The 13,415-nt window shown below is 67.8% G+C and carries 13 protein-coding genes; 6 read left to right on the top strand and 7 right to left on the bottom strand.

The genetic code is table 11. The features are described 5' to 3' along the window. The first annotated feature begins 280 nt into the window (after positions 1 to 280). The 3 genes from LGM56_RS27290 (at position 281) to LGM56_RS27300 (ending at position 3,575) form a co-directional block, all read left to right on the top strand. Complete coding sequence (locus LGM56_RS27290) at positions 281 to 1,597, top strand: lipase family protein (protein WP_226207238.1); 1,317 nt, start codon at positions 281 to 283, stop codon at positions 1,595 to 1,597. A gap of 192 nt (positions 1,598 to 1,789) precedes the next feature. Beyond that, a complete protein-coding gene (locus LGM56_RS27295; protein ID WP_089495987.1) occupies positions 1,790 to 2,920 on the top strand; it encodes a 3-deoxy-7-phosphoheptulonate synthase in 1,131 nt (376 codons plus the stop codon). A 226-nt stretch (positions 2,921 to 3,146) separates the two neighbouring features. After that, on the top strand, positions 3,147 to 3,575 hold the full coding sequence (locus LGM56_RS27300; protein WP_089495988.1) for a PRC-barrel domain-containing protein: 429 nt from the start codon (positions 3,147 to 3,149) through the stop codon (positions 3,573 to 3,575). A gap of 55 nt (positions 3,576 to 3,630) precedes the next feature. Here the strand turns inward: LGM56_RS27300 and LGM56_RS27305 are convergent, their stop codons facing one another. The 5 genes from LGM56_RS27305 to dapF all read right to left on the bottom strand — a co-directional run bounded on the left by LGM56_RS27305 (position 3,631) and on the right by dapF (position 8,032). Next, positions 3,631 to 4,146, bottom strand: coding sequence for an Ohr family peroxiredoxin (locus LGM56_RS27305; RefSeq protein ID WP_089475879.1), 516 nt, complete (start codon positions 4,144 to 4,146; stop codon positions 3,631 to 3,633). 25 nt (positions 4,147 to 4,171) lie between these two features. Next, the gene (locus LGM56_RS27310; protein ID WP_226207239.1) at positions 4,172 to 4,927 is read right to left on the bottom strand and encodes an SDR family oxidoreductase; all 756 of its coding nucleotides are present in this window, start codon (positions 4,925 to 4,927) and stop codon (positions 4,172 to 4,174) included. Between the two features lie 205 nt (positions 4,928 to 5,132). After that, entirely contained in the window at positions 5,133 to 6,155 is a 1,023-nt protein-coding gene (locus LGM56_RS27315) for a LysR family transcriptional regulator (RefSeq protein WP_226207240.1), read from the bottom strand. Between the two features lie 177 nt (positions 6,156 to 6,332). Then, the gene (locus LGM56_RS27320) at positions 6,333 to 7,226 is read right to left on the bottom strand and encodes an RNA polymerase sigma-70 factor (RefSeq protein ID WP_226207241.1); all 894 of its coding nucleotides are present in this window, start codon (positions 7,224 to 7,226) and stop codon (positions 6,333 to 6,335) included. Next, entirely contained in the window at positions 7,217 to 8,032 is an 816-nt protein-coding gene (dapF, locus tag LGM56_RS27325) for a diaminopimelate epimerase (protein ID WP_226207384.1), read from the bottom strand. The genes LGM56_RS27320 and dapF overlap by 10 nt, the downstream gene beginning before the upstream one ends. A 268-nt stretch (positions 8,033 to 8,300) precedes the next feature. Here dapF and LGM56_RS27330 point away from each other — a divergent pair, with 268 nt between their 5' ends. The 3 genes from LGM56_RS27330 (at position 8,301) to trhA (ending at position 11,400) form a co-directional block, all read left to right on the top strand. Then, positions 8,301 to 10,379, top strand: coding sequence for a carbon starvation CstA family protein (locus LGM56_RS27330; protein WP_089428804.1), 2,079 nt, complete (start codon positions 8,301 to 8,303; stop codon positions 10,377 to 10,379). A gap of 12 nt (positions 10,380 to 10,391) precedes the next feature. Further along, positions 10,392 to 10,598 (top strand): YbdD/YjiX family protein, encoded by a 207-nt coding sequence (locus tag LGM56_RS27335; protein ID WP_011353713.1) that lies wholly within the window; start codon positions 10,392 to 10,394, stop codon positions 10,596 to 10,598. 181 nt (positions 10,599 to 10,779) lie between these two features. Beyond that, positions 10,780 to 11,400 carry a PAQR family membrane homeostasis protein TrhA gene (gene trhA, locus LGM56_RS27340; protein WP_039349524.1) on the top strand — a complete coding sequence of 207 codons (621 nt, stop codon included), beginning with the start codon at positions 10,780 to 10,782 and terminating at the stop codon, positions 11,398 to 11,400. A gap of 65 nt (positions 11,401 to 11,465) precedes the next feature. Here trhA and LGM56_RS27345 read toward each other — a convergent pair whose 3' ends face one another. Beyond that, the gene (locus tag LGM56_RS27345; RefSeq protein WP_226207242.1) at positions 11,466 to 12,875 is read right to left on the bottom strand and encodes an MFS transporter; all 1,410 of its coding nucleotides are present in this window, start codon (positions 12,873 to 12,875) and stop codon (positions 11,466 to 11,468) included. Then, complete coding sequence (locus LGM56_RS27350) at positions 12,872 to 13,303, bottom strand: nuclear transport factor 2 family protein (RefSeq protein ID WP_226207243.1); 432 nt, start codon at positions 13,301 to 13,303, stop codon at positions 12,872 to 12,874. Before LGM56_RS27350 ends, LGM56_RS27345 begins: the two co-directional genes overlap by 4 nt. Between the last annotated feature and the right edge of the window lie 112 nt (positions 13,304 to 13,415).

Consider the following 13,415-nt stretch of genomic DNA (forward strand, 5'->3'; position numbering starts at 1 on the left):
GCGGACAGTCGGCCGAATGGCCTGCGCCACCCGCATCGCGCGGCGACCGATTTAGACGTTTACCTTCAAACAATCGAAAACGCCCGTCGAGCGCGCGCTCGTTGTGCTTCAATTCATCCGGTTTGTAGTCCTACTAAAATTACAGGTGCGGAACAGGCCGGATTACTCATTCACAGGAGACAGTCGATGGCTCGGAAACGGTTTTGAAGCGGCACACGCGATGGTCTGCAACACCGCGAACTTCCTTCGATGAAAGCAGGTTATCCCAGGGGCCCCAACCATGTTCTCAAGACGTTTCATGATGGCCGCGGCAGCGATGTCCGCCGCGTTGGCCATCACCGCGCCGGCAGCCAGCGCCGCCGCGCCGATCCTATCCGACCCGTTCTACACGTACACCGGCACCACGCCGTTGGCATCGATTCCACCGGGCACGGTGCTCAAGACGCGCAACGTCACCTACCACGTGGCCGGCATCCCCACCGCGCTGACCGCGCAGCAGTTGCTGTATCGCACCCATAACGCGCTGAACCAGCCGGTCGTCAACGTGACGTCCGTGATCCGGAGCCCGGTCAGCAACGGCCAGGCCATCTCGTACCAGTCGGCCTACGATTCGCTGAATCCGTACGACGAGCCGTCGCAGGTGATCGCCGGCGACCGCGACGTCACGAAGATCATCAACGTCGGCACATTGCTCTACAGCGCGGAATCGATTCCGCTGTCGACGCTGCTGCTGCTCGGCTACAACGTCATCGTGCCCGATACGGAAGGCCAGACGGCCGATTTCGCCGCCGGCCCCGAATACGGGATGACGACGCTCGATTCGATCCGCGCGGCGCTCAATACGCCGTCCACGGGCCTGAATCCGTCGAGCAAGGTCGCGATGATCGGCTATTCCGGCGGCGCGATCGCGACGAACTGGGCCGCTCAGCTCGCGCCGAGCTATGCGCCCGAGATCAACAGGCAGCTCGTCGGCGCGGCGGAAGGCGGCGTGCTGGTCGATCCCGCGCACAACCTGCGCTACGTCGACGGCAGCATCGTGTGGGGCGGGGTGGCCGCGGCCGCGCTGGCCGGGCTGTCGCGCGGCTACGGCTTCGACCTGACGCCCTATCTCAGCGGTACCGGCGTCGCCGTGTTCAAGGACATCCAGAGCCAGTCGCTCGCCTACATCCTGCCGAAGTACACGGGGCTGCGCTGGGGCACGCTGTTCAAGCCGCAATACGCGAACGACATCAACAGCATTCCCGTGTACGTGACCTATGCGAACAAGGTGAATGCGGGGCTGGCCGCCTCGCCGACGATCCCGATGTTCATCGGCCAGGGCACGGCGGGCGCGCTCGATGGCACGTTCAGCAGCCAGGTGGGCGACGGCGTGATGATGGCGTACGACGTGCGCGCGCTGGCGCAGAAGTTCTGTGCCAGCGGCACGCCGGTCGTGTACAACGAGTATCCGCTCGAACATGCGGGCGCGATCGTGCCGTGGGTGGCCGGCATGCTGCCGTGGCTCTACGACCGTTTCAACGGGAAGGCCGCGCCGAGCAATTGCTGGCTGACGTCGCTGCTACCGAGCAATTCGCTGGCGCCCGAGACGCTGCACTAGCCGCCACGCCGCGTGCGATGCGGCGCGTGTCCGGGCGACCCTCCGCGGGTCGCCTTTTTTTTCGCCTGTTGATCTGCGTCGCGCTGCGGCAAGGGCGCCACGTCGGTCCCCCCCGCCGCAGCCCGCCACCGTCCCGTCCGGGTGCCATAATCGAGCCTGCCCATCATTCCAGACGTCCCCCGGAGAATCACCATGCAGAACCTCGACAATCCTTCCCACGATCGCGAGGTAGGCAGCGCCGACGCGACGCAGGACACCACGCGCATCGACGACGTCCGCATCGGCGCCGTACGCCCGCTGATTTCGCCGGCGCTGCTGCTGGACGAACTGCCGGTGCCGGCCGCCACGCAGACGCTCGTCGAGGATACGCGCCGCGCGATCGGCGACATTCTGCACGGCCGCGACGACCGGCTGCTGCTCGTCGTCGGCCCGTGCTCGATCCACGACCACGACCAGGCGCTCGATTACGCGCGCCGCCTGAAGATCGCCGCCGATGCGCTGAAGGACGACCTGCTGATCACGATGCGCGTCTACTTCGAGAAGCCGCGCACGACGGTCGGCTGGAAGGGCTACATCAACGATCCGCGCCTCGACGGCAGCTTCCGCATCAACGAAGGGCTGCGCGCCGCGCGGCAACTGCTGCTCGACATCAACGCACTGGGCCTGCCGGCGTCGACCGAATTCCTCGACCTGCTGAGCCCGCAATACATCGCCGACCTGATCGCGTGGGGCGCGATCGGCGCGCGCACGACCGAGAGCCAGAGCCATCGCCAGCTCGCGTCGGGCCTGAGCTGCCCGATCGGCTTCAAGAACGGCACCGACGGCGGCGTGCAGGTCGCGTCCGACGCGATCGTCGCCGCGGCCGCGAGCCATGCGTTCATGGGGATGACGAAGATGGGGATGGCCGCGATCTTCGAGACGCGCGGCAACGACGACGCGCACGTGATCCTGCGCGGCGGCAAGAACGGCCCGAACTACGACGCCGAGCATGTCGAGGCGAGCTGCGCGGTGCTGCGCAAGGCCGGCCTGCGCGAGCAGGTGATGGTCGACTGCTCGCACGCGAACTCGAACAAGTCGCACGACCGCCAGATCGACGTCGCGCAGGATCTCGCGCGGCAGCTGTCGCAGGGCGAGCAGCGGATCGTCGGCGTGATGGTCGAGAGCCATCTCGAGGCCGGCCGCCAGGACCTGAAGCCGGGCGTGCCGCTGAAGTACGGTGTGTCGATCACGGATGCGTGCCTGAGCTGGACGCAGACGGAGCCGGTGCTCGACGTGCTGGCAGCGGCGGTGCGGCAACGGCGTGCGCAGTCGCGCAACGCGTGACGAGGGCGATGTACGCGATTCGTTGCGGTGTCCGTAATGTCGCCATGGCAAGAGGTGGCTGACAGCGGCTGCGTCATCACGTCCGATGCAGCGTTTCGCGAGTGGCGCTAACATGGGCCGGTGTGATGCGTCGTACAGAGGCCTTTTCGTTTCACACGGCGCATGCACGGAGGCGCCTTGGCCGGCCGCCGACACCGACAACAACCGAACCGGAGTACATGACAGCATGGCTTTCTACAAGACCCTCATCGCAGCAACCGTCCTCGCCTCGAGCGTCAGCGCACATGCGCAGATCGCGGGTGCGCAGCCGCTCAGCGTGACCGTCGAGCAATCGCAGGCGCTGCTCGAAGGCTGGAGCGTGAAGAAGAGCGTGCTCGGCAAGGCCGTCTACAACGACGAGAACCAGAAGGTCGGCACCGTGCGCGACCTGATCGTCGCGCCGGACGGCTCGGTATCGGCGGCGATCGTGTCGGCCGGCGGCTTCCTCGGCGTGGCCGCGCATGACGTCGCGGTGCCGATCGCATCGCTCGACGTGCGCAGCGGCAACATCTACCTGCCGGGCGCGACGAAGGATGCGCTGAAGGCGACGCCCGCGTTCCAGTACGCGAAGGTGCCGTCGCCGCCGAAGCCGAAGAAGGTCGACGACAAGCACTGAGCCAGCACGGATTGGCAATACCCGGCGCGCAACGCGCCGGGTATTTTGTTTGCGGTCAGCCGTTCGACGGATCGTCCGGAGGCGCGAGCGCCACGATGTGGCTGATGCCTTCGTGCGCCATCTTCGTATAAGGGCTGAAGCGCTCCGTATTGCGGACGAGTTCTTCCGCCACCGTGCGCTCGACGCCCGGCAGCTGCACGCGAATGTTCGCGTTCAGCATGAACAGCCCATCCACCGGATCGCGGCAGAAGTCGACCGATGCACTGACCGACGCGCCGGCGATCGACACGCCGGCCCGCGTGGCGAGCAGGCTCAGCGCCCCATGAAAGCACGCTGCATAGCTCGCGGCAAACAGCTGTTCCGGGTTCGGGCCGTCGCCCGGGCCGCCCAGTGCGGACGGCAGGCGCAGCGCCACGTCGAGGCGGCCGTCGTCGGAACGCGCGACACCCGATGCGCGCCCATGCTCCGCCGCCCCGCCCGTGACGGTCACCGTCGTCGAATAGAGCGTCTGCGGTTCCCGCCCGCGATACTTGTCGAGCAGCGAGAGCGGCGGTGGCCGTAGCGGCGTCATGGCGTGCGCGATCCTGCGGTGCGGCTCAGCGCGCGGGCTGGTTTTTTTTGAACCACGTATCGAAGGTCGTCGCAGCGAGGCGCGCGCCGGGCGCGGGGACGAGCGTGTCGTCCTGCAGTATCGCGCCGAAATAATCGGCGCCTGCGTCCCTGACCACCGTGCGCGGGTCGTGCGTGATCTTCAGGAAATGGTCGACCAGGTCGGCGATCCGCACCCGATCGGGGCCGCCGATTTCGGCAATGCCGTTGCGCGGTGCGTCGAGCGCGACATCGGTGACGGCGGCCGCGACGTCGTCCGACGCGATCGGCTGGAAGAACGCGGTGGCCTGCCGCGTGGTGTCGCCATCGGCGCTCGCCTGTGCGATCGCGCCGACGAATTCGAAGAACTGCGTCGAGCGCACGATCGTGTACGGCACGCCTGCTGCGCGGATCAGGTCTTCCTGAATGAGCTTGCCGCGGAAATACGCGCTTTGCTGCAGGCGGTCGGTACCGACCACCGACAGCGCGACGTGATGGCGCACGCCCGCCGCGCGCTCCGCGGCGAACAGGTTGCGCCCCGACGTCTCGAAGAATGCCTTCACGGCCGCTTCCTCGAACGACGGCGAGTTCGCGAGATCGACCACGACGTCCGCGCCCGCCAGTGCGTCGCCCAGCCCCGCGCCCGTGATCGTATCGACGCCGGTCGACGGCGCTGCCGCCATGGCGTCGTGGCCGCGCGCGATCAGGTTCCTGACGACTTTGCTGCCGATGAGGCCGGTACCACCAATCACGACGATCTTCACGATTGCTCTCCTTGAACGGGCGCGCGGGAGGCGCGCCGCCTGAATCGGTCGAAGCCGGCGCGCATTGCATTCGCACGCGTGCGCCGGCACGTTGCCGAATGGCGCGCCGCGATGCCCGCACGCCGTTCGATCAACCCGCATCGTAGGCAGATGCCGCGCGATCCGGTAGAGCCCCACCGGTGCTCACGGTGTTGCTTCGAATGCATCAATCGACCGGCTCCAGCGGCGCCGTCGTCGTTACGGTAGTCATCGTGGTCATCGTCGTGAGGCACTGCAGGTCGCGTGCGCGCGTCTGTTCGATCATGTAGTCGATGAATGCGCGGATGCGCGTCGGCAGGTGCTTGCGGCTCAGGTAACACAGATAGTGTCCGCCGTCGTCCGGCGCGTGCTGGCCGAGGCAGCTCACCAGTTGCCCGTCGGCGAGCAGGTCGCACACCTGGTACGCGGGCAGTTGCGCGATGCCGAGCCCGTCGAGCGCCGCGCGCACGACCAGATCCATGTCGTTGAAGGTGTGATGCGCGGCGAGCTGGTGCTGCTGCGCCAGCCCGTCGACCTTGAATTCCCATTCCGCGGCGCGGCCCGACGCGGTGCGCAGGTTGATGCAGCGATGCTGCGCCAGCTCGTCCACGTGACGCGGCAAGCCGTGCCGGTGCGCGTACGACGGCGACGCGCAGACGATCATCTGCATCGGAATCAACTGGCGCGCGACGATCGCGCTGTCCTCCATGCGGCCGTCGCGAAACGCGACGTCGATGCGGTCGTCGGAGAAATCGGCCGGCCGGTCGTTCAGCAGCAGTTCGAGCGTGATGTCCGGATACTGCGCGTGGAAATCGCCCAGCAGCGGCGCGATGATCTTGCGGCCGAAGCCGGGCGTCGAGCCGATCCGCAGGTGTCCGCTCGGCGGGCCGCTGCGCAGCTCGCGCATGTCCTCGAGCGCCTGCGCGAGCTGTTCGATGCCGGGGCGGCAGCTTTCATAGAAGCGTTCGCCTTCGCGCGTCAGCGACATGCTGCGCGTCGTGCGCTGGAACAGGCGCGCGTCGAGCCGGTCCTCGAGCCGCTGCACGTGGCGGCTGACCGACGAGCGGCCGACGCCGAGGCGATCGGCGGCACGGGCGAAGCTGCCTTCGGTGACGACGGCCAGGAAGGTGACCACGCCGGCGTAGCAGGTCGAGAAGCTGCGCGCGAACGGATCGTCGGCGTCAGGGCGGCGGATGGAAGTATCTGGCATGAAGGTGCTGTAATCGTGGTGTCCATACGCGGCTAGACGTTTCAGCACAGCGGCCTGTGACACCGTCCTCTATCTTTTTTAAAAAAGGGACGCGGCGACGGGCGGGCAGGATTTTTTCCGGCACGAGCACGAGCACGAGCACGAGCTCGAGCTTCGCTGGCGCGCGAGGCGCGCACGTCAACCGGCGATGCAGGTTGCCGCGATCCGGGCGAGCTTGTCGGGGTTGCGCTGCACGAGAATCCGGACGATGCGCGTGCCGTCGGTCTCGAACGACATCGCGGCGTCGAGCTGTCCGTCGATGAAGCGCAGCATGGCCCACTGGCCGTTGAGCACGACGGACCGCATCTCGACCCCGCTGCCGTGGCGCAGCCACGTCGCATAGAACAGTTGTGCGACACGCCGGCTGCCGACCATTGGCCTCGGGACGCTCCGGACCTTGCCGCCGCCGTCGCCGATCAGGGTCGCGTCCTCGGCGAGCAGCGCCTGGATCGACGGGAAGTCGCCCTGCGCGAGCGCGTGCGAGAACGTCTGCAGCAACCGGTGGTGCGTTTCGCGCGGCACCGCGTGGCGAGGCGAGCCGTCGTCGCGCAGCCGCGCCTTGGCACGGCTGACGAGTTGCCGGCACGCGGCTTCGGTCTTGCCGATCGCGTCGGCGATCCGGTCGTAGTCGATCTCGAAGATTTCATGCAGCAGGAAGGCGGCGCGCGCCTCCGGCGTCAGCCGTTCGAGCAGCAGCAGGAACGCGACCGACACGTCGTTCGCGCGCTCGATCATTTCCTCGGGCGTGGCCGGTGATGCGTCGAGTTCCGGCTCGGGCAGCCAGATCCCGGTGTATTGCTCGCGCCGGCGCTTCGCGGCGCGCAGGCGGTCGATCGACGTGCGTGTCGTGACGGCGACGAGCCACGCTTCGGTGTTCTCGATCCCGTCGCGTGCCGTGTCGTGCCAGCGCAGCCAGACGTCCTGCACGATGTCCTCGGCGTCCGCGATGGAGCCGAGCATCCGGTACGCGATCTTCTGCAGGCGCGGACGCAGTGCCTGGAACGTGTGTGTGTCGTCGGCCGTCACAGCCATACTCCGCTGAACCCAAATGTGACCGGCCCGCTCAGGAGCACGCTGCCAGCGCCATCCCAACGCACCGTCACGTCGCCGCCGTCGCATTCGACCCGCACGCTCTCGTCGAGCAGCCCGCGCCGGATGCCGTTGACGACCGCCCCGCACGAACACGATCCCGAACCGAGCGGCACGCCGCCGCCGCGCTCCCAGATGCGCAGGCGAATATGCGTGCGATCGATGACCTGAACGAAATGCACGTTGGTTTTCCCCGGAAACAGCGGGTGCGTTTCGATGGCCGGGCCGAGCGCCGCGACATCGATCGTGCCGAGATCGTCGACGAAGAACGTGCAGTGCGGATTGCCCATGTTGCACGCGGCCGGCGCGCCGGGCAGCGGCAGCGCGAGGGTGTCGAGTGCCTCGGCGAGCGGCACGTCCCGCCAGCCGGTGAGCGGCCGGCCCATCTCGACGGTGATCAGGCCGTTCGCCTCCGTCGAGCACACGAGATACCCGCGGGGCGTCCGCAGCACGAGCGATGTCATGCCGGTTTCCCGCATCAGTTGCCACGCGACGCCGCGCGTCGCGCTGCCGCAGGTGTCGAGCGGCGTGCCGTCCGCGTTCCAGAACGCGACGCGGGCCGCCGCGTCGTCGCAGTCCGACACGATCGCGAGCTGGTTGAAGCCGATGCCGAAACGCCGGTCGCCCATGCGCCGCACCAGATCAGGGGCGATGGGGTGCGCTTGATTCTGGTCCTGATCCTGACCGCGCAGGTCGACGATGGCGAAGTCATCGCCATTCGCGTTCATCTTCTGAAATCCGAACGGCATGACAGTTCCGGAAGGGGGCAGGCGAACACTGTACGTGGCTCGCCGTTCGCGATCAATCGCCGCACGATATCGTGCCCGCGCCATGCATCTACGTAATTCTACGTAGCTCCGCATACGTAGTTATCCGCTTGTAAGCCGCCCCGGTCGCGCGGAATACTACGGCCCATCGCCGCGACCTCTGCGAGGCTGCGGTACGACGCATCGACGTCACGCGGGTTCGGCCCCTCGCCGCATCCACTCAAAAACACATTGGAGACCAGGAGACGCCATGAATCGGGCTTCCAGTACCCTGCTCTGGATCGCGGTCGCGCTGCTCGGCGCGTTCGCGTTCGGCACGATCGCACTCGCACACGGCGAGCGCGTCAGTGCCCTCTGGATCGTGATCGCCGCAGTCTGCGTGTATCTGATCGCGTATCGCTTCTACAGCCGTTTCATCGCCAGCAAGGTCATGCAGCTCGACGGGCTGCGGATGACGCCGGCCGTCAAGTACAACGACGGCCTCGACTACGTGCCGACCAACAAGTACGTGCTGTTCGGCCATCACTTCGCCGCGATCGCCGGCGCCGGCCCGCTCGTCGGGCCCGTGCTCGCCGCGCAGATGGGCTACACGCCCGGCATGCTGTGGATCCTGGCCGGCGTCGTGTTCGCCGGCGCGGTGCAGGACTTCATCGTGCTGTTCATCTCGACGCGCCGCGACGGCCGCTCGCTCGGCGATCTCGTCAAGATGGAGCTCGGCACGGTGCCCGGCGTGATCGCGCTGTTCGGCGCGTTCCTGATCATGGTGATCATCCTTGCGGTGCTCGCGCTGATCGTCGTGAAGGCGCTGACCAATTCGCCGTGGGGCACGTTCACCGTCGCCGCGACGATCCCGATCGCGCTGTTCATGGGCGTCTACACGCGCTACATCCGTCCGGGCCGCATCGGCGAAGTGTCGATCATCGGCTTCGTGCTGCTGATGGCATCGATTGCGTTCGGCCAGCACGTGCACGATTCGCCGACGCTCGCCGCGTGGTTCACGTTCACGGGCACGCAGCTCACGTGGATCCTGATCGGCTACGGCTTCGTCGCGTCGGTGCTGCCGGTGTGGCTGCTGCTCGCGCCGCGCGACTACCTGTCGACGTTCCTGAAGATCGGCACGATCCTCGGCCTCGCGATCGGCATCCTGGTCGTCGCGCCGGAACTGAAGATGCCCGCGCTGACGAAGTTCGTCGACGGCACGGGCCCGGTGTGGTCGGGCAACCTGTTCCCGTTCCTGTTCATCACGATCGCGTGCGGCGCCGTGTCGGGCTTCCACGCGCTGATCTCGTCGGGCACGACGCCGAAGCTGATCGACAACGAAACCAACGCGCGCTTCATCGGTTATGGCGCGATGCTGATGGAATCGTTCGTCGCGATCATGGCGCTGGTTGCTGCCTGCGTGATCGAGCCGGGCATCTACTTCGCGATGAACGCACCGGCCGCCGTGCTCGGCTCGACGCCGGAAGCAGTCGCCAACACCGTCACGCAATGGGGCTTCGTGCTGACGCCCGACATGCTGACGCAGACCGCGAAGGCCGTCGGCGAAACGACGATCATCGCGCGGGCGGGCGGCGCGCCGACGCTGGCCGTCGGCATGGCGCACATCCTGCACCAGGTGATCGGCGGCGAAGCGATGATGGCGTTCTGGTATCACTTCGCGATCCTGTTCGAGGCGCTGTTCATCCTGACGGCCGTCGATGCCGGCACGCGCGCGGGCCGCTTCATGCTGCAGGACCTGCTCGGCACGTTCCACCCGGCGCTCAAGCGCACCGAGTCGCTGCCGGCGAACCTGGTCGCCACCGCGCTGTGCGTGGCCGCGTGGGGCTACTTCCTGTACCAGGGCGTGGTCGATCCGCTCGGCGGCATCAACACGCTGTGGCCGCTGTTCGGCATCTCGAACCAGATGCTCGCCGCGATCGCGCTGGTGCTCGGCACCGTCGTGCTGTTCAAGATGAAGCGCGAGCGCTATGCGTGGGTGACGATCGTGCCGACCGTGTGGCTGCTGATCTGCACGCTGACCGCCGGCTGGCAGAAGATCTTCGACGCGAACCCGAAGGTCAGCTTCCTCGCGCACGCCGCGAAGCTGCAGGCCGCGGTGGACGAAGGCAAGGTGCTCGCGCCGGCGAAGTCGATCGCGCAGATGAAGCGGATCATCTTCAACGACTACATCGATGCGGCGCTGGCCGGGCTGTTCATCTTCGTCGTCGTGGCGATCGCGGTGTACGGCGTGATCGCCGTGCTGCGCGCGCGCCGCGAGTCGAAGCCGACGGTGCGCGAGACGCCGTACGAAGCGATGCCGGCCGCGCAGGCGCTCGGCAGCGGACGTTAAGGGGAGGCCGCGATGTTCAGCGATCTTGGCAGCGACCTGCGCAGCGCGGGGCGTTACCTCGGGCAGGCGTTGCGGCTGATGGTCGGCCTGCCCGACTACGACACCTACGTCGCGCACATGCGCGCGACCCATCCGGACCGCGAGCCGATGACGTATGAGGAATTCTTCCGCGAGCGTCAGAACGCGCGGTACGGGTCGGGCGCGGGGAAGTGCTGCTGAACCGGGCTGCCCAGGCGGTTCGGTCATCGAAAGGGAAGCGCCGCGATGCATGTCGCGGCGCTTTTTTCTTTGGCGGGCCGGCGGCGCGCTGCGCCGTTTGCCTGAACGCAGCACGGCAAATTCCGCCGGCCGGTATCATAGGGTTTCCTCTTTTCCCGATGGACCCGCAGGAGAACACGTCGTGCATGTCGGTGAGCGTTTCAACAGCATTTCCCATCTCGTCGGCGCGGTGCTGTCGGTGGTCGGCCTCGTGGCGCTCGTGACGATGGGCGCGCTCGAAGGCGATCCATACAAGGTGGTGAGCTTCAGCGTGTATGGCGCGATGCTGATCCTGCTCTATGCGATCTCGACGCTGTACCACAGCGTGCGCAATCCGCGCCTGAAAGCGATCCTGCAGAAGTGCGACCACTCGGCGATCTACCTGCTGATCGCCGGCAGCTATACGCCGTTCACGCTGGTCACGCTGCGCGGCCCGTGGGGCTGGTCGCTGTTCGGCGTGAGCTGGGGGCTGGCCGTGTTCGGGATCGTGCAGGAGCTGACGCTCGGGCGGCGCACGCGCCTGCTGTCGATGATCCTGTACGTGGCGATGGGCTGGCTCGCGCTGGTCGCGGTGCGTCCGCTGATCCATGCGCTGCCGCCGGTCGGCACCGCGTGGCTCGTGGCCGGCGGGTTGATCTACAGCGCGGGCATCTACTTCTTCATCAACGACGAACGCATCCGCCACGGGCACGGCATCTGGCATCTGTTCGTGCTGGCCGGGAGCCTGTGCCAGTTCGTCAGTGTCGCGATGTATGTCGCGTGAGCGACGGGCGGTTGAGGCAATGACGGCGCGCCGTGCCGCCGCGCGCGCACCTGCCGGAGCATGCGTTAGCGACGCGTGACGGTTTGTAGCGGCGTGGCCGGTTCGCCGGGTACCCGTGTCGGCCGCGCCGTGACCCACCATGTCGCGGCGGCGAGCGCGGACATTCCGGTCGCGATGCCGAGCGCCACCCGCATCGCCGCCGGAAACGGCTGCAACGTCGCGATGCACGCACCGAAAATTGCCACCCCGAGCGCCGATCCGCTCTGGCGCGCCGCGTTCAGCGCGGCCGCCGCCACGCCGGCGCGGCGCCGGTCGACCGTCCCGAGCGCCGGCGACGTCGCGGCCGGCGAGATGAATCCCGATGCAAAGCCGATCGCGAGCATCGGCGCGACGGCGAGCCATGCGGGTGTCGTCGCGCCGATGCCCGTCATGCCGAGCGCGCCGGCCGCATAGAGCCCAAACGCCGCGCACATCGTGCCGCGCGCGCCGAAGCGCGCAACCAGCCTGCCCGAACCCAGCCCGCCGAGCGCGACCATCGCGGTCATCGGCAGGAACGCGAGCCCCGTGTCGAGCGGGCTCGCGCCGCGGACCTGCCGATAGAACAGGCTGAGCACGAACAGCAGGCCGTAGAACACGAACGCCGACGCCATCGACACGAACGTCGATCCGGCGAACAGCCGGTTGCGGAAGAACGCGAGCGGCAGCATCGGTTCGCGGCGCCGCGCTTCGATCGCGATGAACGCGCTCCACGCGACGACGCTCGTTACCGCGCCGCCGATGATCGGCGCCGAGCGCCAGCCGAGCGACGGGCCTTCGATCAACGTGCCGATCAGGGCCGCGATCGCAACGATGGCCGCGGCCTGGCCGCCCCAGTCGAAATGCCGCGATGCGTCGACGACGGCGGCGCGCACGACCGAGCGGCCGAGCCAGATGCCGGCCAGCCCGAGCGGCAGGTTCACGAAGAAGAGGCTGCGCCACCCGAACAGATGGATCAGCAGGCCGCCGATCAGCGGGCCCGACGCCATCGCGATGCCGCCGCAGCCCATCCACAGGCTGATCGCCGACGCGCGCGCGGCCGGTTCGGGGAAGGCGCGGTTGAGCAACGCGAGCGAGCAGGGCACCAGCATCGCGCTGCCGACGCCTTGCAACGCGCGGGCGATCGCGAGCGCCGGGAGGGTCGGCGCGACGCCGCACAGCGCCGACGCAGCGACGAAGACCGCGAGTCCGGCGATATAGACGTCGCGATCGCCGAGCCGGTCGCCGAGCGTGCCGCCTGTCATCAGCAGGCTCGCGAACGCGAGCGTGTACGCGTTCACGATCCACTGCAGGCCGGCCACGCGGCTGCCGAACGTATGGGCGATGTCGGTGAGCGCGACGTTGACGATGGATGCGTCGAGCAGCACGAGCGTGTAGCTCACGCAGGTCGCGGCGAGCATGCGGCAGGCCGCGGCGCGATTCGGCACGGCGGCCGTCATGCGCGCTCCGGCGCCGGCGTGGCGGCGCGCAGCGCGAGAAAGCCGACCCATCCCCAGTACACGCGATGATGCGCGATCAGCCCGTCGCGCAGCTCCATCACCTCGACGAGATCGACCTGGTCGCCGTCCGGCGTGGCGCGCGGATATTCCCACGTGAGCTGGCGGCCGTTCGAGAAGAACAACCCGGTGCGGTACCAGCGCCCGAGCTTGTTGCCCGGATTGCGCAGGCCCGCTTCGAAGAACGCGCCGATCGCGGCCTTGCCGTGCAGCACGCCGGCGCCATGATCGGGCAGCGTGACGACGATCAGCGGCGTTTCGAGCACCGCGTCGTCGGCATACAGCGCCATCAGCGCATCGACGTTGCGCGCGACGACGGCCGCGTGCCAGCCTTCATAAATGTGCCGGGCATCGGCGTGGGCGTGTGACATGGCGGGTTCCGGAAGCATCGGTAACGGAACCCACTGTAGGGGCGCGCCGCCGCGGGACGTTTCACGTCGACCCGAAACATGGATGTCGCCGCGGCGCAGGCGGCCGCGTGCC

Origin of the sequence: Burkholderia sp. AU38729 (assembly GCF_020419725.1) — a bacterium.
In the GTDB taxonomy this organism is placed as follows: domain Bacteria; phylum Pseudomonadota; class Gammaproteobacteria; order Burkholderiales; family Burkholderiaceae; genus Burkholderia.